The 18461-nt window shown below is 62.8% G+C and carries 21 protein-coding genes, 1 tRNA gene and 3 pseudogenes; 9 read left to right on the top strand and 16 right to left on the bottom strand.

Annotated elements, in window-relative coordinates:
- Positions 1-51 precede the first annotated feature (51 nt).
- Entirely contained in the window at positions 52-1161 is a 1110-nt protein-coding gene (locus tag N5J71_RS13860) for a sterol desaturase/SRPBCC family protein (RefSeq protein ID WP_279917053.1), read from the top strand.
- Here the strand turns inward: N5J71_RS13860 and cysZ are convergent.
- On the bottom strand, positions 1135-1899 hold the full coding sequence (cysZ, locus tag N5J71_RS13855) for a sulfate transporter CysZ (protein ID WP_017678185.1): 765 nt from the start codon (positions 1897-1899) through the stop codon (positions 1135-1137). The genes N5J71_RS13860 and cysZ overlap by 27 nt on opposite strands.
- Positions 1900-2170: 271 nt before the next feature.
- Here cysZ and trxB point away from each other — a divergent pair, with 271 nt between their 5' ends.
- Positions 2171-3118 carry a thioredoxin-disulfide reductase gene (gene trxB / locus N5J71_RS13850; RefSeq protein WP_003459448.1) on the top strand — a complete coding sequence of 316 codons (948 nt, stop codon included), beginning with the start codon at positions 2171-2173 and terminating at the stop codon, positions 3116-3118.
- Between the two features lie 87 nt (positions 3119-3205).
- On the opposite strand, the pseudogene N5J71_RS13845 reads toward trxB, so the two are convergent.
- The 5 genes and pseudogenes from N5J71_RS13845 to yaaA all read right to left on the bottom strand — a co-directional run bounded on the left by N5J71_RS13845 (position 3206) and on the right by yaaA (position 7197).
- Positions 3206-4356: pseudogene (locus N5J71_RS13845) on the bottom strand (AAA family ATPase).
- Between the two features lie 24 nt (positions 4357-4380).
- The gene (locus tag N5J71_RS13840; RefSeq protein ID WP_278619204.1) at positions 4381-4749 is read right to left on the bottom strand and encodes a hypothetical protein; all 369 of its coding nucleotides are present in this window, start codon (positions 4747-4749) and stop codon (positions 4381-4383) included.
- Complete coding sequence (locus N5J71_RS13835; protein ID WP_074855577.1) at positions 4746-5576, bottom strand: SDR family oxidoreductase; 831 nt, start codon at positions 5574-5576, stop codon at positions 4746-4748. Before N5J71_RS13835 ends, N5J71_RS13840 begins: the two co-directional genes overlap by 4 nt.
- Positions 5577-5767: 191 nt before the next feature.
- A complete protein-coding gene (locus N5J71_RS13830) occupies positions 5768-6232 on the bottom strand; it encodes a multidrug transporter (RefSeq protein ID WP_279917051.1) in 465 nt (154 codons plus the stop codon).
- A 185-nt stretch (positions 6233-6417) separates the two neighbouring features.
- On the bottom strand, positions 6418-7197 hold the full coding sequence (gene yaaA / locus N5J71_RS13825; protein ID WP_279917050.1) for a peroxide stress protein YaaA: 780 nt from the start codon (positions 7195-7197) through the stop codon (positions 6418-6420).
- A gap of 532 nt (positions 7198-7729) precedes the next feature.
- Here yaaA and N5J71_RS13820 point away from each other — a divergent pair.
- From N5J71_RS13820 to moaE, 4 genes are all read left to right on the top strand, one after another.
- A complete protein-coding gene (locus N5J71_RS13820; protein ID WP_279917049.1) occupies positions 7730-9121 on the top strand; it encodes a PhoH family protein in 1392 nt (463 codons plus the stop codon).
- 378 nt (positions 9122-9499) lie between these two features.
- Positions 9500-9976 (top strand): cyclic pyranopterin monophosphate synthase MoaC, encoded by a 477-nt coding sequence (moaC, locus tag N5J71_RS13815; RefSeq protein ID WP_003459465.1) that lies wholly within the window; start codon positions 9500-9502, stop codon positions 9974-9976.
- Entirely contained in the window at positions 9973-10215 is a 243-nt protein-coding gene (locus N5J71_RS13810) for a MoaD/ThiS family protein (protein ID WP_003459467.1), read from the top strand. The genes moaC and N5J71_RS13810 overlap by 4 nt, the downstream gene beginning before the upstream one ends.
- Before the next feature lie 69 nt (positions 10216-10284).
- Positions 10285-10734 (top strand): molybdopterin synthase catalytic subunit MoaE, encoded by a 450-nt coding sequence (moaE, locus tag N5J71_RS13805; protein WP_039964337.1) that lies wholly within the window; start codon positions 10285-10287, stop codon positions 10732-10734.
- A gap of 388 nt (positions 10735-11122) precedes the next feature.
- Here the strand turns inward: moaE and N5J71_RS13800 are convergent, their stop codons facing one another.
- Positions 11123-11287: a hypothetical protein gene (locus N5J71_RS13800; protein WP_003459472.1), complete on the bottom strand. Its 165-nt coding sequence runs from the start codon at positions 11285-11287 to the stop codon at positions 11123-11125.
- A gap of 173 nt (positions 11288-11460) precedes the next feature.
- Here N5J71_RS13800 and N5J71_RS13795 point away from each other — a divergent pair, with 173 nt between their 5' ends.
- Both N5J71_RS13795 and N5J71_RS13790 read left to right on the top strand, forming a co-directional pair.
- Complete coding sequence (locus N5J71_RS13795) at positions 11461-13383, top strand: bifunctional metallophosphatase/5'-nucleotidase (protein WP_279917048.1); 1923 nt, start codon at positions 11461-11463, stop codon at positions 13381-13383.
- A gap of 278 nt (positions 13384-13661) precedes the next feature.
- The gene (locus N5J71_RS13790) at positions 13662-14576 is read left to right on the top strand and encodes a DMT family transporter (RefSeq protein WP_039964397.1); all 915 of its coding nucleotides are present in this window, start codon (positions 13662-13664) and stop codon (positions 14574-14576) included.
- Between the two features lie 214 nt (positions 14577-14790).
- Here N5J71_RS13790 and N5J71_RS13785 read toward each other — a convergent pair whose 3' ends face one another.
- The 3 genes from N5J71_RS13785 to N5J71_RS13775 all read right to left on the bottom strand — a co-directional run bounded on the left by N5J71_RS13785 (position 14791) and on the right by N5J71_RS13775 (position 15743).
- Entirely contained in the window at positions 14791-15237 is a 447-nt protein-coding gene (locus N5J71_RS13785; RefSeq protein WP_090337010.1) for a hypothetical protein, read from the bottom strand.
- Positions 15238-15263: 26 nt separating this feature from the next.
- Positions 15264-15428 carry a hypothetical protein gene (locus N5J71_RS13780; RefSeq protein ID WP_088339305.1) on the bottom strand — a complete coding sequence of 55 codons (165 nt, stop codon included), beginning with the start codon at positions 15426-15428 and terminating at the stop codon, positions 15264-15266.
- A gap of 105 nt (positions 15429-15533) precedes the next feature.
- Positions 15534-15743 carry a hypothetical protein gene (locus N5J71_RS13775; RefSeq protein ID WP_039964341.1) on the bottom strand — a complete coding sequence of 70 codons (210 nt, stop codon included), beginning with the start codon at positions 15741-15743 and terminating at the stop codon, positions 15534-15536.
- Between the two features lie 241 nt (positions 15744-15984).
- Between N5J71_RS13775 and N5J71_RS13770 the strand changes: the two genes are divergently transcribed.
- Positions 15985-16061: transfer RNA gene (locus N5J71_RS13770), tRNA-Met, on the top strand.
- A gap of 79 nt (positions 16062-16140) precedes the next feature.
- Here the strand turns inward: N5J71_RS13770 and N5J71_RS13765 are convergent.
- From N5J71_RS13765 to N5J71_RS13740, 6 genes and pseudogenes are all read right to left on the bottom strand, one after another.
- Positions 16141-16736 (bottom strand): annotated as a pseudogene (locus tag N5J71_RS13765) (putative adenosine monophosphate-protein transferase Fic).
- On the bottom strand, positions 16729-16896 hold the full coding sequence (locus N5J71_RS13760; protein WP_074855593.1) for a YhfG family protein: 168 nt from the start codon (positions 16894-16896) through the stop codon (positions 16729-16731). The pseudogene N5J71_RS13765 and the gene N5J71_RS13760 overlap by 8 nt, the downstream one beginning before the upstream one ends.
- 122 nt (positions 16897-17018) lie before the next feature.
- A pseudogene (locus tag N5J71_RS13755) lies at positions 17019-17254 on the bottom strand (helix-turn-helix domain-containing protein); the annotation flags it as partial.
- 79 nt (positions 17255-17333) lie between these two features.
- Complete coding sequence (locus N5J71_RS13750) at positions 17334-17639, bottom strand: HigA family addiction module antitoxin (protein WP_074855595.1); 306 nt, start codon at positions 17637-17639, stop codon at positions 17334-17336.
- 12 nt (positions 17640-17651) lie between these two features.
- Complete coding sequence (locus N5J71_RS13745) at positions 17652-17930, bottom strand: type II toxin-antitoxin system RelE/ParE family toxin (protein ID WP_074855597.1); 279 nt, start codon at positions 17928-17930, stop codon at positions 17652-17654.
- Positions 17931-18119: 189 nt separating this feature from the next.
- The coding region (locus N5J71_RS13740; RefSeq protein ID WP_279917047.1) for a type II toxin-antitoxin system Phd/YefM family antitoxin at positions 18120-18461 on the bottom strand (342 nt) is incomplete at its 5' end.

Below are 18461 nucleotides of genomic sequence, written 5' to 3'. Positions count from 1 at the left end.
TTCGAATGATTTGGCCGGGCCTAGACTGCTGTCAATCCACAGGAGAGCGCCATGGCCTACAACAATGACAATGCCCAGGCTTTTCGCAGCGATTACCGGGCTGCCATCCACCGGCTGTACAACCCCTGGTTGCATGCCGCATTCGTACTGGCCTACGGGCTGCTCTGCATCGGGTGGCTCGGGAGCACGCTGGAGGCTGTGGCGCCCTGGCAGTGGCTGCTGGTGCCGGCGACGCTGGTGTTCTTCAGCTGGGGCGAATACCAGGTGCACAAGCGCCTCGGCCACAACAAGACGCGCTTGGGCAAACTCTTCTACAAACGCCACACCGGCGATCACCACAGCTTCTTCGTCGAGACGCTGATGCCTTACGAGACGGCGCGCGACTGGCGCGTGATCCTCTTTCCGGCCTGGCTGATCGTGCTCTACAGCCTGCCGTTATTCGCCGCCTGGTGGCTGTTGTCCCATCTCGACGGCAACCTCGCCGCGTTGTTCGCCGGCAGCATGCTACTGGGCTACATGAGTTACGAAGTGGTGCATGCCTGCGAGCATCTACCTGATAGGCACCCGGTGTCGCGCCTGCCGTGGATTCGCCAGATGCGCCGCCTGCATGCGCTGCATCATCGCCGTGAGCTGATGCATTCGTGCAACTTCGGCATCGTCCATCCGCTGATGGACTGGCTGCACGGCACCCTGCACTGGGAGCCTGAGGCTATCCATCAGCAGAACCGCCAGCAGCACCGCATTCGCATCGCCCGGCCTGCTGCGTGCGTGCTGGAATACGCCGCGGCGCCGAGTCACTGGCCGCAGTGGCACCCGTCGTCACTGCACATCTATGGGCGCGAAGGGGCCTTGCTCGCGGGTGAGCGCTTCGAGGAAGACATTCATGCCGGCGGCCGCGCCGGGCATCTGCGCTGGGACGTGCTCGACTATCAGCCGGCCCAGCGTTGGCAGGCCAGTGCGCAGGGCGACCATGGCCTGCACCTGCTGCTCACCTACGAGTGCGTGGCGGTCGAGGGAGGCTGCGAGTTCGTGCGCACCCTCGAATACGGTTTCGCCGGCTGGCCGATGCGCCTGGCCAATGGCCTGTTCATGCGCCGGCGCATCGAGCGCGAATCGCAGGCGTCGATGCAGGCGTTACACGATGTCCTTGCGCGAACCTAGCGCCTGCTCACCGCGCTCGCGTACCCAGAACAGCGTGGCACCGGCCACGGCGGCCGGCATCATCAGGATGTTCAGCCCCGGCACCAGCAGGGCGGCGTAGGTGATGCCGCCGAAGCTCAGGCTCTGCCAGCGCTTCTCGCGCAGCCAGGCGAGCATGTCCTGCCAGCTCATCTTGTTGTTGTCCGCCGGGTAGTCGATGTACTGCACGGCCATCATCCACACGCCGAACAGCAGCCACAGCGGCGCGGCGACCAGATTGACCACCGGGATGAAGCTGAGGATCAGCAGGCCGATGGCGCGCGGCAGGAAATACGCCAGCTTGCGCATTTCGCGACCCATGGTACGCGGCACCATGGCTGCCAGTTCGGCCCAGCTGAATGGCGGGAAATGATCTTCACCGCGCGCTACCACTTCGACCTTCTCCGCAAGAAAACCGTTGAACGGCGCGGCGATGATGTTGGCCAGCATGGTGAAGGTGAAGAACACCATCAGCAGCACCAGCACCACGAACAGTGGCCAGAGGATGTATTGCAGGAAGCTCAGCCAGTTCGGCAGGGAAGGCATGAAGGTATCGACCCAGCCGCTGAACTGCTGCACGGCAAAGCTGATCATGCTGACGAACAGGATCAGATTGATCGCCAGCGGCAGCAATACGAACAGGCGCAGGCCGGGGCTGAGTACCAGCCTCAGGCCTTCTCGCAGGTATTGCGGGCCGGACAGGACGGGAGCGGCGGGCATGGCGGTCTCCTGAGTGGTTGATGCGCGCGACCATACCGACTTTGCCTGCGCGGTGAAAGTTCAGCCATGGGGCAAGGTTCAACCAGACGACCATAGGCGGACTCTATTCGCGGAATTGGCAATGGATATTTCCGCTTCGCCAGCCGCCTCGATAGCCTTGCGCCCAGTTTCCCTTTTGCGGGGCTCTCATCCTTCCAAGCCTTCCCCTAGTGCTTCGAGAGTCCCTTTTTATTCTGGCCTGCCGGCCCTGTGGGCCTGCAAGGAGTTAGCGATGTCTGCCGTTCGTCATGCCCGCGTCATCATTCTGGGTTCCGGCCCTGCCGGTTACAGCGCTGCCGTCTATGCCGCACGCGCCAACCTGAAACCGCTGCTGATCACCGGTATCCAGGCCGGCGGCCAGCTGACCACCACCACCGAGGTGGACAACTGGCCGGGTGACCCGCATGGCCTGACTGGCCCGGCGCTGATGCAGCGCATGCAGGAGCACGCCGAGCGCTTCGAGACCGAGATCGTTTTCGACCATATCAACGCCGTGGATCTGGCCGGCAAGCCATTCACCCTGGTCGGCGACAGCGGTACCTACAGCTGCGACGCACTGATCATCGCGACCGGTGCCAGTGCGCGTTACCTGGGGTTACCCAGTGAAGAGGCGTTCATGGGCCGCGGCGTTTCGGCGTGCGCGACCTGCGACGGCTTCTTCTATCGTGGCCGCGAGGTCGCGGTGGTCGGTGGCGGTAATACCGCTGTGGAAGAGGCACTGTACCTGGCCAACATCGCCAGCAAGGTGACCCTGATTCACCGCCGCGAGACCTTCCGTGCCGAGAAGATCCTGCAGGACAAGCTGCGCGCGCGCATTGCCGAAGGCAAGATCGAGCTGCAGCTCAATGCCGAGGTAGACGAGGTGTTGGGCGATGCCAGCGGCGTTACCGGCGTACGCCTGAAACAGTATGGCGGCGCCTACCGCGAGCTGAAGGTGGATGGTCTGTTCGTCGCGATCGGCCATACCCCCAATACCAGCTTGTTCGAAGGCCAACTGGCGCTGAAGGACGGCTATCTGGTGGTCAATGGTGGACGTGAGGGCAATGCCACCGCGACCACTGTGGCTGGTGTGTTCGCCGCCGGTGACGTGGCCGATTCGGTTTATCGCCAGGCGATCACCTCGGCCGGTGCCGGCTGCATGGCGGCGCTGGATGTCGAGCGCTATCTCGACGGGCTGTGACCGCTTTGTAGGAGCCGGCTTGCCGGCGATGCCTGGGAACAGCTGATCGCCCGCAAGCGGGCTCCTACGGGCCTGGTGTCTGGCCGCTCAATCCGGCCAGTGCCAGGGCGGCTCGTCGAGCATGCCCTGGCCGCGTATGCAGGTCTTGCCGAGCTGTTTGTCCAGCTCCAGGGTGTTGCAGTTGGGGCTTTCCTTGAGCGTGGCGATCAGGCGGCTGGCGTGAGACACGACCCACACCTGCGTTTGCTTCGAGGCGGCGATGATCAGCCGGCCTAGTGCAGGTAACAGATCCGGGTGCAGGCTGGTTTGAGCACCATCAGTGAAGGCGGCCGTGGCGTGAGCAGGGCGGCCACCAGCAGCAGGTAGCGCAACGTGCCGTCGGACAGTTCTGCGGCGCTCAAGGGGCGCAGCAAACCTTCCTGGCGCAGTTCCACGGCGAAGCGACCGCCGGCCTGAAAATCGATATGCAGGCGGCTGCCGGGGAAAGCGTCGTCGATGGCGGCGTCCAGCGCCGCGCGGTCGCCGATCTCGCGTATGGTCTGCAGGGCGGCGGCCAGCTCGCGGGCATCGTGGTGCAGCACCGGTGTGCGCGTGCTCAGTTGCGGCTGGCGCGCCGGTGCCTCGGCATCACTGCGAAAGTGATCGTAGAAGCGCCAGCGGCGGATGGTTTCGCGCAGCTGGAAGACTTCCGGGCAATTCGGGTCGTTGCCGATCTGGTCGAACAGGCTGTCGTAGTTCGGCACGTGCTGGGCCAATACCTGCCAACTGCGGCCTTCGCGCATGCGCACCATGGGCCCGGTGCGATCCACCAGCAGCGAGGCGGGACGGTAGCTGGCGCCAGCCCAGATGCACTCGCGCTTGATCTCCGGGTCGAGGGCGAATGCCGAGCTGCTTGGCTCGGGCAGGCCAAGGGCGATGGCGTAGCCGAAATCCTCGCCGGCAAAGCCCAGGCGCAGGCGTATCACGTTCTGTCGTGGGCCACCCTGCACGGGCACCTCGCCGCCCAGCATGCGCCGGAAAATCTTCTCCGGCCCGGCCCAGAAACTCGACTCCAGCCCGCCTTCGCGCGCCAGCGCGTTGACCACGCCACCTTGTGCGGTTTCCGCCAGCAGGCGCAGGACGCGGTAGAGATTGGACTTGCCGCTGCCGTTGGCACCGGTGATCAGGTTGAGCCGGCCGAGCGGCAGAATCAGGCTGTTGATCGAGCGGTAGTTGGCGACGGCGAGGGTGTGCAGCATGGCGGGGTCATCCTGACAAAACGATCAGCGGCCATAACGTGGCGAAAACGCCAGCCAGGCCAGCACCGGGTAGCAGAGGTAGTGCAGGCTGAACAGAAACAGGCCCATGGGGCTGGGCGTGTCCTGCAGGACCATCATGCCCAGCAGGCCGAGATAGAGCAGCCCGAGCACGCCGCCGTAGAGCAGGGTGAAACGCCAGCGCTCAGCGTTGCTGGGTGCACGCCCGGTACGCCAGTGAAACACCAGCGCCAGGCCGGCCGCGATGGCGGCGGCGATCAGCAATGTGGTGAACACGCCGCCGAGGCGCACGAAGGTGCGCAGCAGCAGGTTCAGCAGCACGGCGGCGATCACCCCCGCAACGGCGTAGTAGCGCAGTTGCAGGCTCTGGCTCACAGGCTTTGCACCAGACCGAAGCGTTTGCGCAGTACCCGCTGCAACAGGGCTTTGGGCAGCAGCGTGGCGAGCAGCGGCAGGGCGCGGCTGCCATTGCCCAGGCGCAACAGGCGCGGGCGCTTGTCACGCTGCACGGCGGCCAGCAGTTGCGCAGCAAACTCGCTGGCCGGGGTCGGGTTGTCCTGTGAGGCATTGGCGCGGGCGCGGATACCCTCGCGCAGCGGCCACCAGGGCGAATCCTCACGGATCAGCGCCTCGGCCTGTTGGCTGGCGTTGGCGCCGAAGCTGGAGGCGATGGCGCCGGGCTGCACTTCCATCACCTCGATGGAGAACGGCGCCAGCTCCATGCGCAGTGCGTCGCTCAAGGCATGCACCGCTGCCTTGGAGGCACAGTAAGCACCGGCGAAGGGCGTCACCAGTACCGAGGAAACGCTGCCGATATTCACCACCAGGCCACGGCTGCGACGCAGCAGCGGGAAGAACGCGCGGGTCACGCCGACGATGGAGAACACGTTGGTTTCAAACTGGCGCTGCATGGCTTCCACGCCGCCGTCGAGCAGCGGGCCCATGGCGCCATAGCCAGCGTTGTTGATCAGTGCATCGAGGCCGCCGATCTCCTCGCTCAGACGTGTGGCTAGCTGCTGCAGCGCTTCGCCGTCGTTGACGTCGAGTTGCACTGCGTGGAACCCGGCCTGCTCGAGCGCTGTGAGGTCGTGCTCCTTGCGCGCCGTGGCCCACACCACGTAGCCAGCCGCCTTGAAGGTATCGGCCAGGGCTCGGCCGATGCCGCTGGAGCAGCCGGTGATAAGGGCGCTGGGTTGGGGCATGCGCGGGACTCCCTGAGACGCGAATGGGATTGCAGCTTAGCAGGCTTGGCTTGAGGTGATGGCGGACTGTTCACCTAGGCTCCTGAGTCCGCCCTACGGGGCTGGCAACGGATGTCGAGCTGTAGGAGCGAGCTCTGCTCGCGAACGCGTATTACGCCGCAAGCTTCGCGAGCAGAGCTCGCTCCTACAGGTTATCGAATGAATTTGCCTTGCAAGCGCTCGGCGCGAAACTCCAGGCTGTTTGGGCGATAGCCGCTGCGCAGGTCGGGCAGGGGCAGGCAGTCGTTCCAGCTGGCGCCCGGCAGCAGCTCGCCCGGGCCGCTGTAGCGCGGCGATTCATACAGGCGCTGGGCCAGGTTGGTGGAGTTGCCGGGCCGGTAGGCGGCGACTTCCCAGCGCAGCTCGAGCAAGGCGGCGTCGCTGCCGTTCTTCAGGTCGATGGCCAGCGGGCGGTCGGCAGGGCAGCGCTGTGGGTCGTAGTGCAGGCGTAGTTCGAGGTGGGCGAGGTAGCGCTCGTTGCGGCTTTCCTGCCAGATCACCCAGGTGGCCACCAGGCCCAGACCGACCAGCGCGGCCATGGACACCGGCAGTGCCTTGGTCGGATAGCGGATCAGCAGAATCAGCCAGGTAATGACGAGTACGACACCGAACAGCATGCGGGCAGTCCTTTTGGAAGTCTGCGCTCATCCTACACTAGCCAGCCCTGCGCCAGGAGGGGCGCAATGGCCGCTTATCCTGGCGCCGGCGAAAGCGGGAACCGGGGGGGCAGGATAGCGATGCCCGCTTGTGTGGGTATGCGGTGTTGCCTGATGCCCGACATAGGGCGGGGCGTACTGTGCTTTCAGTCCTGCGGCTGGTCGCGCAGGAACACCAGGCTGTCGGCCTTGGAATGCTCGGCTGAATAACGGTAGCCCTGATAGTTGAAGTCCTTCAGGCCTTCGGGGTTGGTCAGGCGCTCCTTGATCACGTAGCGCGCCATCAGGCCGCGGGCTTTCTTGGCGTAGAAGCTGATGATCTTGTACTGGCCGTTCTTCAGATCCTTGAACTCGGTGTCGATAATGCGTGCGTTCAGTGCCTTGCGCTTGACCGCACCGAAGTACTCGTTGGAGGCGAGGTTGAGCAACACGTTGTCGCCCTGCGCAGCCAGCGCCTCGTTCAGCCAGGCGCTGATGCGCTCGCCCCAGAAGGCGTACAGATCCTTGCCACGGCCGTTGGCCAGCTTGGTGCCCATTTCCAGGCGATAGGCCTGCATCAGATCCAGCGGGCGCAGCACACCGTAAAGGCCGGAGAGTATGCGCAGGTGAGTCTGGGCGAAGTCGAAATCCTCTTCGGAGAAATCCTCGGCGTTCAGCCCGGTATAGACGTCGCCCTTGAATGCCAGCAGCGCCTGCTTGGCGTTGGATGGATTGAACGGTCGTTCCCAGCTACCGAAACGCGCGGCGTTGAGGCCGGCGAGCTTGTCCGACAGATGCATCAGCTCGGCGATCTGCGCCGGGCTTAAGTCGCGCAGCTGGGCGATTAGCTCCTGGGCGTGGTCGAGGTGTTCGGGTTGGGTGAAGCGCGGGGTGGCAGGCGGCGTCTCGTAGTCGAGGGTTTTGGCCGGTGAAATCACCATCAGCATGTGCGGAGTCTCCAGAAAGCGTGAGGGCGATTCTAGAGGTCAGGGGGCGGCAAGACCACCTATCGGAGTGATTGAGAGGATCAGCATTGATGCTTTTGTAGGAGCCGGCTTGCCGGCGATCCCGTCAGCGCTGATCGCCAGCAAGCCGGCTCCTACAGGAGCGCAGAGAGTCAGGCGATACGAACAGCGCCCTGCACCTGATTGGCGCGGCATGCTGCAAGAGGGGGCGGGTAAGGGAGGCGAGTTACAGCAGGTACGAATTCGGACTTTAACGGGGTGCTGGTGGCTCGCCAAGCACTATCTGCCGCCTCTGCAAATAAACCTGTGTGGCGATAAAAAAACGTTTTTCTGTCATGTGAATTGGAGTAATTAAAAAGCAAGACCGCCGAAACCTGCAGACAGGTGGCGGCCATTGGCCCTCACCTTGCTTGCCACCTTTTGGCCCCGACCTGAAAAAGTCGGCGGTCTCTGTCCGGCGCAGCACCGCCTCTGGTATTGCGTCGCCTGGCTACTACAAGAAGGTGACCGACGTATGGATGACCACGGACGCTCCAAGCCCACCGCTCCAACCCTCTACGCTCTCGACACCAACGTCCTGATTCACGATCCCAACGCCTTGCTCAACTTCGAAGAACACCACGTCGCCATCCCGATGACGGTGCTGGAGGAACTCGACAAACTGAAATCCGGCAAGCACGGCGTCGCCGCTGAATGTCGCCAGGCCATCCGCCTGATCGATCAGATTCTCGCCGGCGCCGAACCTGAGGAGGTCGAGTACGGGGTACCCATCCAGCGCGGCAAGGGCGGCCCCTGCGGTCGTCTTTCCATCCTTATGAGTAAAAGTGCGGCGCCGGTGACCTGGCTGCCGGAAAACCTCAACGACAACAAGATCATCAACCAGTTGGTGGAGCTGAAGTCGCGCAACCCCGGCCTGTCCGTGGTGCTGGTGACCAAGGACATCAACATGCGCCTGAAAGCGCGCGCCTGCGGGATCGACGCCGAGGACTATCACACCGACCAACTGGTCGATGACGTCTCGCTGCTGTCGAAGGGGTATCACGACATGCCCGGCTCGTTCTGGGATCGCGTGAGCAAGGTCGACACCCGTCAGGATCACGGCCGTACCTGGCACCGCGTGCAACTGACCGACAACCTGCCGGCGGTGCACGTCAACGAGTTCATCCTCGATGAGCAGGGCTTCGTCGGCTGGATCAAGGCGATCAAGGGCGATGAACTGGTGATCCTCGACATGCACCAGGAACCACTGCTGCACCAGGAGGCCTGGGGCCTGAAACCGCGCGACATCCACCAGGCGCTGGCGCTGTTCGCCTTGCTCGACCCGGACATCCACCTGGTCAATCTGTCTGGCGCCGCCGGCTCGGGCAAGACCATCCTGGCGCTGGCTGCGGCCATCGAGCAGACCATGGTCAGCAAGCGCTACCGGCGCATCATCGCCACCCGCAGCGTGCAGGGGCTGGATCAGGAGATCGGCTTTCTGCCCGGTACCGAGGCGGAGAAGATGGAACCCTGGCTCGGCGCGATTACCGACAACCTCGAAGCGCTGCATATGGAGGACGAGAGCACTCACGGCAGCGTCGACTACATTCTGCAGAAGGTGCCGCTGCAATTTAAGTCGCTCAACTACATCCGCGGGCGCAGCTTCCAGCAGAGCCTGATCCTCATCGACGAATGCCAGAACCTCACCCCGCACCAGATGAAGACCATCATCACCCGTGCCGGCAACGGCTCGAAGGTGGTGTGCCTGGGCAACCTGGCACAGATCGACACCCCCTACCTGTCAGCGCCCAGCTCGGGCCTGACCTACCTCACCGAACGCTTCAAGGACTTCCCGCACGGCGTGCACATCACCCTGCAAGGCGTACCGCGCTCGATCCTCGCGGAGTACGCGGAAACCCATATGTAACTCTCCAGCTGTTAAACACTGGCGCCCCTGCTCGCAAGAGCGGGGGCGTTTTAGTCTGCATCAACGAATTTCTGCAGGGCCCGTGGGAGCGGCTTCAGCCGCGATGATCGCGGATAAATCCGCTCCTACAGAAGCGCGCATTTGGCTCCCCTCTCCCGCTTGCGGGGCGTAAGCGGAAATAGCGAAGCACTGCTTCGCTCGCTGAAGCGCCCTGAGCTCTGCGAAGGGCTGGGGCGCAGGGCGGGGGCTGGGGGAGAGGGTTCGTAGCTCGGCTGCAGTCCGGGCCGCTCGGCTGCAGGATTTCATCCGACCTACAAGATGACTGCAAATCCTGACCTGCAGGTTTACAATCGGCCGATTCCCGTCTGGAGCTTTCCCGTGCTGACCCACCTCGATTCCCAAGGCCGCGCGCACATGGTCGACGTCACCGACAAGGCGACCACCTTCCGCGAAGCCACCGCCGAAGCGCGCGTGCGCATGCTGCCCGCCACCCTGCAGATGATCGTTGCCGGTGAGCACCCCAAGGGCGATGTGTTCGCCGTAGCGCGTATCGCCGGTATCCAGGCCGCGAAAAAAACCAGCGACCTGATCCCCCTGTGCCACCCGCTGATGCTCACCGGCGTCAAGGTCGAGCTGCGCGCCGAAGGCGACGACAGCGTGCATATCACTGCCCGTTGCAAACTGTCCGGGCAAACCGGTGTCGAGATGGAAGCACTGACTGCCGCCAGCGTCGCCGCGCTGACCATCTATGACATGTGCAAGGCCGTGGATCGTGGCATGGTCATCGAGCAGGTACGCCTGCTGGAAAAACTCGGCGGCAAGAGCGGTCACTACAAGCTGGAGGAACAAGCATGATCCGCGTGCAATATTTCGCCCGCTACCGCGAAGCCCTGGGCCGTGACGACGAACAACTCAGCGGCGACTTCGCTACCCTCGACGACTTGCGCCTGCACCTGGTCGCCCGTGGCGGCGAATGGGAAGTGCTGGGTGAGCAAAACCTGATGTGCGCGCGCAACCAGGAACTGTGCAGTCTCGACGAACCGCTGGCCGAAGGCGATGAGGTCGCCTTCTTCCCCACCGTTACCGGTGGTTGATGCAGGCGTAGGGTGGGCTTCAGCCCACCAAACCGACTCTGAAAACGCCTCTTCAAACGAGACACTCCCATGACCATCCGCGTCCAAGCCCAACCCTTCGACCCCGGCACCGAGCTCAACGCCCTGCATGCCGCCAACCTCGGCATCGGCGCGGTGGTCACCTTCGTCGGCTACGTGCGCGACTTCAATGAAGGTCGCGAAGTCGGCGGCATGTTCCTCGAACACTTCCCCGGCATGACCGAAAAGGCTCTGGCCAAGATCGCCGATGAGGCCCGTGAGCGCTGGCCGTTGCTGGGCATCGAGATCATCCACCGCATCGGTCGTCTGGAGCCGGGTGAGCCCATCGTCTTCGTCGGCACCAGCAGCGCCCATCGCCAGGCCGCGTTCGATGCCTGCAACTTCATCATGGATTACCTGAAGACCCGCGCGCCGTTCTGGAAGAAGGAAGACACCAGCGAAGGCCCGCGCTGGGTCGAAGGCCGCTGCAGCGACCAGAGCGCCGCCGAGCGTTGGAAGTAGCAGGGAGTCATGGGGCTGTTACCTGAACCCACCTTCGGCGTGGCGCCATCAACCGCTTGGTGGGTTACGCGGCGCACGACTTTCATCTGAGTCTTGAAGACCGTCATTCAGCGCCGCTAACCCACCCTACGAGTGACCGCGCGCTGAACCGTAGGGTGGGTTAGCCGCCTGGTAGATCTGTTGAGTGAGTCGTAATGCCTGCTGCGGCGTAACCCACCATTGGCGCAACGCGATCCATCACTCGGTGGGCTAGGCGGCGCACGGCCTGAAGGCCGGTATTCTGCGTTGCCAGCCTTAGTGGCCGCGAAAGCCACATCACGTGTAGGAGCTGGCTTGCCAGCGATGCGTCAAGCGGATCGCCAGCAAGCTGGCTCCTACAAGAGCGGTTTCACGCCAACGCCAGATGCACCCGCAACGCAATCGGCACCAGCATCAGCAATACGCCCAAACCCAGCACGCGTACGCCCCATTCGTGTTCGCGAAAGTTGAAGCCGACTCCCAGCAGCAGAAAGCCGCCGATCAGCAGCATCAGCATCAGGTGATAGTGGTCCATGGCGCTTCTCCACGTTGCGATCCTGATTACAGCTTAGTCCCGCCGTCTGGCTTGGGGGCTGATCTGGGGCAATGAAAGTCTGACTCGATTGGCGACAAAGTGCGTCTCGATTGGTCGCTGTCTGGAGCCAGGGCCTGCTCCATACTGTGCGCAGTCATCGTCAAGGATCGTCCATGCGCCTGTTCCCCTCACTCCTGCTCGCCGGCCTGCTGGCCGCCATGCCGCTGGCCGCTGTCGAGCGCAGTTTCACCATCCTGCACAGCAACGACTGGCAGTCGCGCCTGCTCGGCTTCGGCCCCAACAATGAATACAGCCCGGCGACGGTGAACGATGACGACACCGTCGGCGGCGTCGCCCGGCTTGCCACGTTATTGAATGAGCGCCGCGCGGCAGCCGGTGAAGAACCTGTGCTGTTGCTCGACGGCGGCGACTTCACCATGGGTACGCTGTTTCACACCATCGCCCGCGAGATGGGCAGCGAACTGCGCCTGATGAGTGAGCTGGGCTATGACGCCGCGGTGATCGGCAACCACGAATTCGACTTCCGCCCGGCCGGCCTCGCCGCGATGATCAGCGCGGCGCACAAGGCCAAGGGCGACACGCTGCTGCCACTGCTGTCGAGCAACATGCGTTTCGATGCCGCGAGCAAGGCCGACAACAGCCTGCAGGCGCACGTCGAGGCCGGGCACATCCTGCCGTACAAGCTGATCGAGCGCGGCGGCATTCGTTTCGGTCTGTTCGGCCTGCTTGGCAACAACGCCGTGGCCGTCAGCCCGATGATCAAGCCGGTGACCTTCGCCGACCCGGTCGCCACCGCCAGGGAAACCGTGGCCAAGCTGCGCGAGGAGGGCGCCGAGGTGGTCATCCTGCTCTCGCACATGGGCGTTACCCAGCAGGCCGATGGCAGCTGGCGCGGCGAGGAAGTGGAACTGGTCGAGCAGGTGCCCGGCGTCGATATCGTCGTCGGCGGCCATTCGCATGTGGCACTGCCGCAGCCGGTGCTGGTGGGTGGACGTACCCCGGTGGTGCAGGCTGGTTCCGAGATCCAGTACCTCGGCGAGCTGCGCATGACTCTCGGCGAAGACGGCGTACCGCGTGTGCGTGACTATCGTCTGCATGCGGTCAACGACAGCATCGTCGGCGACGCGACCATCACCGCCAAGGTCGAAGACTTCAAGCAGGTGGTCAGCGAGCGCATGCTGACGCCCAAGGGCTACCGCTTCGACCAGCCGCTGGCCAAGGTCGACCAGAGCCTGGGCCGTGATTTCACCGATCAGACCCTGGCCAATCTGGTCACCGATGCGCTGCGTCATGCTGTCGATGCCGACCTGGCCTTCACCGGCAACGGCACCATCCGCGATGACCTGCTCAAGGGCCGCAATGGCGTGCAGGACGTCTCCGACCTGTTTCGCATCGCCCCGCTGGGCATCGGCCAGTTCGACGACGAACCGGGCTACCCGATGATCAAGGCCTACATCAGCGCGCGCGAAATCAAGTCACTGCTGGAAGTGCTGCTGCTCGCCTACCAGCTGCGTGACAGCCAGAGCTATTACCCCCGGGTTTCCGGCGTGCGCTTCACCTACAACCCGTGGCGCGTGCCGTTCGACCGCGTCAGCCGCATCGAAATCGGCGATCCGCACGGCGGCTACCGTGACCTGGACCTGAATGACACGCGCCTCTACAGCATCGGCGCCACCAGCTACGTCGGCAGCTTCACCTGGCTGGTACCGGACCTGACCAAGGGGCTGCTCAACGTCATCCCCAAGGATGCCGAGGGCCGCCCGCTGCCGCGTATCGAAGACGCCATCATCGACCAGGACCCGGATAAGGAAGGCGTGCAGGAACTCAAGGAATGGCAGGTGCTGCTCGACCATATCCGCAGCCTGCCGGATCTCGATGGCGACGGCCTGGCCGATATTCCCACCAGCGGTGCGGCTGCCGAAGCGCGCATGATCCGCGCGCCCAGCCTGCACCCGGCCGAGCTGTTCCGCCTGGCCGGGCCGATGCAGTGGGGCGCCAGCGCGGTGATCCTGGCCGGCGTGCTGCTGATTCTCTGGCTGCTGAGTCGCCCGCTGCGCCGCCGCTGTCAGCGTTAACGTCCGTAGGGTGCGCCGCGCGCACCGGGAATGACGCGCCACTCGGCCCTCACGCTCGCAATATGCGCCCATACGCTCTCGGTCGCGCCTGCCTGAACATCATGACGCCGTTGAGGTTGGTGCGCCCCCTACGGTCCGCCACCTTGCCAAGCCTTGCCTGCCTCCGTATGGTGCAAAGCCGCCTGATTCGGAAGCTACGCAATGATCGCTCAGCACTGCCCGCTCGGTGACCGCGCACAGCCGGCCAACCCCCACTCGGATAAATGTCGCGTCGCCTCATGAACGCACTCAATCATTCGCGCCCGCTGGCGCTGTTCGGCCTGTTGCTGGCCAACCTCTGCTGGTCCGGCAACGCCCTGGTGGCGCGCGCCTTCGCTGGCGAGATCGCGCCGTTCACCCTGTCGTTCTGGCGCTGGTGCCTGGCCCTGGCGCTGCTGCTACCCTTCGTTGCCATGCCGTTGTGGCGCCATCGCGTGGCGGTGCGCACTGCCGGCTGGCGCCTGCTGGTGCTCGGTGGCCTGGGTATCGCCGGCTACAACTCGCTGCTCTACAGCGCGGCGCAGACCACGGCAGCCATCAACATCTCGCTGGTCAACACCTGCCTGCCGCTGGTGACCTTCATCGGTGCCGGGCTGCTGCTCAATGAATGGCCGGCGCGCCGAGCCTGGTGGGGCATGCTGGTGGCCGTGGCGGGCCTGGCGGTGCTGATCAGCCAGGGGCAGTGGAGCCGTCTGGCCAGCCTGTCGTTCAACCAGGGCGACCTGATCATGCTGCTGGCCGTGGTCGACTGGGCACTGTACTCGCTGCTGCTGCGGCGCTGGTCGGCGTACCTGCAGCCGATCCCGCCGCTGGCACTGCTGGGCGTGTTCATCCTGCTTGGCCTACCGCTGATTCTGCCGTTCTATCTATACGAACTGAGCCAGGGCGCGCATCTGGCAATCAACGCTGCCAACCTCTCGGCCGTCGCCTACACCGCCGTGTTCGCCTCGCTGCTCGCCTACCTGGCCTGGAACCACGGCATCCGCGTGATCGGCGCGGCCAAGGCGGCGCTGACCAACTACCTGATGCCGGTATTCACCGCGTTGCTGGGGTGGGTACTGCTGAACGAGAGCCTGCAGCTCTATCACTGGCTGGGTGCCGCGATGATCTTCGGCGGCCTGCTGCTGGCCACGCGCCCCGGTAAAACACTGTAGCGCGGCGGGGCTACACAGACGCAGCGGGCACTGCATCACCCCGTAGGAGCCGCGCCTCGCGGCGAATCGTATGAACACCGCGAAAGCAAAAGCTTCGCCCCGGGGCGGGGCTCCTACGCAGGGCTGTACCGCTTGTTGGCCGCGGGTGGACCACGCCTCGATCCACCTTTCGGCGGCGGATGAACAAGGCATCATCCGCCCTACGGCGATCCCCTCACTCCGGCTTCAACATCACCAAGGCTTCACCGCCTTCACGATCATGCATGAGGATGAACGGCTGCCCGGCGATCATCATCCTCACCGGCACCTTGCGCGGCACCGTGGTGCCGGCGTTGATCGCCGCTGCGCTGAGCAACTGACGAGTCAGGTTGTCATCCTCCTGCGCCTCGCTGGTTACCACGCATTCGTGGCTGACCTTGACCTGAATGCTCAGGCTCTTGTCCGCATTGAAGCCGACGGTGGCAAAGCCCATATCGGTCATCTCGGTGACGCCATGCTGGCGCGCCACGCGATGCGCCTCGGCAAAACTCGGCGCAGTCTGCAGGCAGATATCGCGAAACGCCTGCACCACGGGAGAGGTAATCGGCACCGGTGGCTGCGAGCCGAAGTTGGCGCAGGCGCCAAGAAGACTGCAACTGACCAGCAGGGCGAACTTTTTCATCACATCTTCCTTAATGTTCGGTTGGTTCAGGGTTGCTGGCAAAGATCATGCCCCAGCACCTTTGAAGCCAGTCCCTTGGCCAGATAGGTTTCCACCACGCGGCCATCGCCGCACTCGGTCTTGTGGCCGATGGCGACACCGATGGAAAGCAGGACGAATAGCGCCAGGCCGATATTCTGGATGGGCGTCATGAGAGGGCTCTTTTGCGAAAACAATGGAGCAGGATGAAGAGGCGGGTAGGGGATGGCAAGTGCCAACCCCATCGCCATCACGTCGCTGATGCAGAGATGTGAACGTTACGGCAACGTGATCGACAGACCGCCCAGCATGAAGCGCGCAATGATCATCCAGGCAACTGCACTGATGATGCCCAGCACGCTGTAGCCGACGATGATGCCAATCGCGATCTGCTTCCACAGCCCGGCATGGCGGTTGGGTTCGTTGCGGTAGTGCGTCGGCATATCACGCTCCGCGCGCAGATCGTCGAAGTCGTCTCTCGCTCTCAAGGTGTTCTCCTGGTTAGTTGTCCAGCACACGGCGGCGCTGCAGCCTGCTGGGGGCGGATTTTCCGGCATCGCCCGACAGCCCCGCAAGCACCGTCCGAGCGGTTGAGAGGTCAGCCGCAGGCTCAGAAACGAGCGATTCAGGGAGTCGCCACCCGCGAAGCCTAACCGCTTGATAAAACGTAAATTTATCGATGATCTGGGGTTGACAGCGGTAGGCGAGACGCGGACAATGCGCGCCGTTGGCTACATAGCTCAGTTGGTTAGAGCGCAGCATTCATAATGCTGATGTCCCAGGTTCAAGTCCCGGTGTAGCCACCATAAATTTCAAGGGGTTAGCGCAAGCTAACCCCTTTTTATTTTGGGCAGTGTCCGCGAGCTGTCCTTTTCTTGTCCAGGCCTAGGCAATGGGCTTGCCGACACAGCGTTCGAAAATCTCAGTGAGTGGTCTCGGATCACCAAACGCTGCAGCTATGTTTGCCGGGACCCAGTGAGGGTTCTCAACCTCCCACCAGTCAACTCCAAAGCCAGCGTTGATGATTATGTGCTCAAAAAGCACGCGTTGAGCTCTGCCGTTGCCCTCTCGGAATGGATGAATCATATTCATCTCGCCGTAGAAATCGGCTATGGCAGGGACTAGCTGTTCACGACGCAGCCCTTCGTACCAGTTAGCGCTCTCCAGAGCTCTGAATAACCTGGCTGATTCAGGCTCAATGCGATGTGCGGTACAGAAGCGGGTGTCTTGCTTGGAAATATCAATGGTTCGATCTCTCCAGCCCACTCGTAAACTCCACCAAAAAGCTGGCGATGGATTCGAGACCAGTAGGGGAGATCGTAGGGCGGAAGCTCAAATTCGATTTCTTCTAGAGCTGCCGCAGAAAGGTCACGCTCTGCATTGCTAAGCGCTTCCTCGTCTGTGAGGTTGAGTAGATTGCGGAGGACAGACGTTCCTGGGTAACAGTACGGGTCTGTACCCGTACCATACTTGTCACGCATTCAGCTTACGCACCGGAGACGACGAGCCCTTGTGGGAGGAGCTTTTAGTGGCTTCAGGCTTAGGCACATCAAAGCCCTCTAGACTCAGGCTGGCCGCATAGTTCGATTTGCGCGTTTGGGCGAAATAGGCCTTCTTAGCTTCGAATGACGGTTTCGACATACTGATCACCTTTGAGGGAGCTTCATTATCCCACGATCACCGATTGGTGCCAGGGCAAGTGGGTATTATCTCACGTCCGTACTATGTCAACGTATTAGCTACTTTATTGCAGCAATGCAAGCGACGAATGGCTCAAGGTCGCGCGGCGTCAGGCTTGCTGATCCATGCGAAATTTGATGGCCTCGGTAGGGGCGGACGGCGGCATCGGGGCGTGCTCGTCTTCGTACGTGCTCACAAGCAGAGCCAGCACTTCGAGTTCATCACCTTCAGGCGTACCAATCTCTGCGCCCCACAGCTCATCAATGCGCGCCATCGAAGCTGTGTAGTCTTGCTCGGTGCGAATGGGCTTGATGTTCATCAGACTGTCTCCGCGTCAAGCTGATCGTACTGGGCGTGTAGGCCAACGAAGCGAGCCACAACTGTACTTGCCGGTTTGGTCAGCTCGCTATCTGTAGCGGCTCAATGGCCTGCTCGATGGCTGCGCCAGACTCGGCGTAAGTGGTCGCCAGGGCATACTCGGTCTGCAAGTTCATCCAGAACTGAGCTGAGGTGTCGAAGTAGCGGCCTAGCCGAATAGCCGTATCGGCGGTAATGCCACGACGCTCCCGCACGATGTCATTGATGGTCGGCGCCGACACATGCAGAGCGCGAGCCAGTGCGGCTGGGGTCATGCCTAGCGGTTCAAGGAACTCTTCGCGTAGCACTTCGCCAGGGTGAACGGGGCGCATGCCGTTGATAGTCATGTTGCCACCTCCTCAGTGGTAATCGACGATTTCGACTTGTGTAGGGCCAGCGGCAGTCCACACAAAGCAGATTCGCCATTGATCGTTGATTCGGATGCTGTGTTGATCTGCTCGATTGCCCTGTAGCTGCTCCAGCCGGTTGCCCGGTGGGGAGCGAAGGTCGCGCAGCTCAACGGCTGCATTCAGCATCGTCAGCTTCCGCGTGGCCACGTTGAGAATGCTGGCCCAGCGTCTGGAGCTTCCTGACTCAAACAGAGCCTGGGTTTCTGCGCATCTGAAACTCAGGATCATGCGTTAATCCTTAACGTTAAGCGTTAATGTGATCATACGCGCCAGCCATCATCCGACACCAGCGCTTTTTACCTGTGATGGTTTTGCCACGGCGGACGCGCTGGTTATCAGCGCCACCAACGGTAGAGCAGGGCACGCAACGAGCGCTCGCCGGTTGCTGGCGCTGGAGTCTCGGGCTGATGCGCCAATCTAGTCAGCTTCGCCGGCCTGTGCGATGAGCGCATCGATATCGGCACGAACTGTGGGGGAGCCGTGCCGCATACGTACGGTTTCGGCCAGACGAGTATCGTCGATCATTTCCAGCATGGCCTCGTACTGTTCAGTGGGAACGGCATAGAAAACAGGTGCGTTGTGATTGAGGATCACCACAGTCTCGCCGCCGCATTCGTGAAGGATGCCTATTGGATCTTTCCTGAAGTCAGTCAGGGATGCGGCGGTATCGGCCAGTATTCGGCAGGTCTTGGCCTTGGGCGGTTCGATAAAAAGTGCTTCACGCAGCATCAGCGTATGCGCTCCATAGACCCCATCTTC

Source organism: Ectopseudomonas oleovorans, from assembly GCF_029845265.1.
Classification (GTDB): domain Bacteria; phylum Pseudomonadota; class Gammaproteobacteria; order Pseudomonadales; family Pseudomonadaceae; genus Aquipseudomonas; species Aquipseudomonas oleovorans.
The sequence above is the reverse complement of the archived record's forward strand: the minus strand, read 5'-3'. Positions and strand labels throughout refer to the sequence as shown.

Bases quoted from the DNA above. Each gene is read 5' to 3' on its own strand.
- N5J71_RS13860 (WP_279917053.1), top strand. From the start codon at position 52: ATGGCCTACAACAATGACAATGCCCAGGCTTTTCGCAGCGATTACCGG.
- cysZ (WP_017678185.1), bottom strand. From the start codon at position 1,899: ATGCCCGCCGCTCCCGTCCTGTCCGGCCCGCAATACCTGCGAGAAGGC.
- trxB (WP_003459448.1), top strand. From the start codon at position 2,171: ATGTCTGCCGTTCGTCATGCCCGCGTCATCATTCTGGGTTCCGGCCCT.
- N5J71_RS13835 (WP_074855577.1), bottom strand. From the start codon at position 5,576: ATGCCCCAACCCAGCGCCCTTATCACCGGCTGCTCCAGCGGCATCGGC.
- N5J71_RS13830 (WP_279917051.1), bottom strand. From the start codon at position 6,232: ATGCTGTTCGGTGTCGTACTCGTCATTACCTGGCTGATTCTGCTGATC.
- yaaA (WP_279917050.1), bottom strand. From the start codon at position 7,197: ATGCTGATGGTGATTTCACCGGCCAAAACCCTCGACTACGAGACGCCG.
- N5J71_RS13820 (WP_279917049.1), top strand. From the start codon at position 7,730: ATGGATGACCACGGACGCTCCAAGCCCACCGCTCCAACCCTCTACGCT.
- N5J71_RS13810 (WP_003459467.1), top strand. From the start codon at position 9,973: ATGATCCGCGTGCAATATTTCGCCCGCTACCGCGAAGCCCTGGGCCGT.
- moaE (WP_039964337.1), top strand. From the start codon at position 10,285: ATGACCATCCGCGTCCAAGCCCAACCCTTCGACCCCGGCACCGAGCTC.
- N5J71_RS13800 (WP_003459472.1), bottom strand. From the start codon at position 11,287: ATGGACCACTATCACCTGATGCTGATGCTGCTGATCGGCGGCTTTCTG.
- N5J71_RS13795 (WP_279917048.1), top strand. From the start codon at position 11,461: ATGCGCCTGTTCCCCTCACTCCTGCTCGCCGGCCTGCTGGCCGCCATG.
- N5J71_RS13790 (WP_039964397.1), top strand. From the start codon at position 13,662: ATGAACGCACTCAATCATTCGCGCCCGCTGGCGCTGTTCGGCCTGTTG.
- N5J71_RS13785 (WP_090337010.1), bottom strand. From the start codon at position 15,237: ATGAAAAAGTTCGCCCTGCTGGTCAGTTGCAGTCTTCTTGGCGCCTGC.
- N5J71_RS13780 (WP_088339305.1), bottom strand. From the start codon at position 15,428: ATGACGCCCATCCAGAATATCGGCCTGGCGCTATTCGTCCTGCTTTCC.
- N5J71_RS13760 (WP_074855593.1), bottom strand. From the start codon at position 16,896: ATGTCGAAACCGTCATTCGAAGCTAAGAAGGCCTATTTCGCCCAAACG.
- N5J71_RS13750 (WP_074855595.1), bottom strand. From the start codon at position 17,639: ATGACTATCAACGGCATGCGCCCCGTTCACCCTGGCGAAGTGCTACGC.
- N5J71_RS13745 (WP_074855597.1), bottom strand. From the start codon at position 17,930: ATGATCCTGAGTTTCAGATGCGCAGAAACCCAGGCTCTGTTTGAGTCA.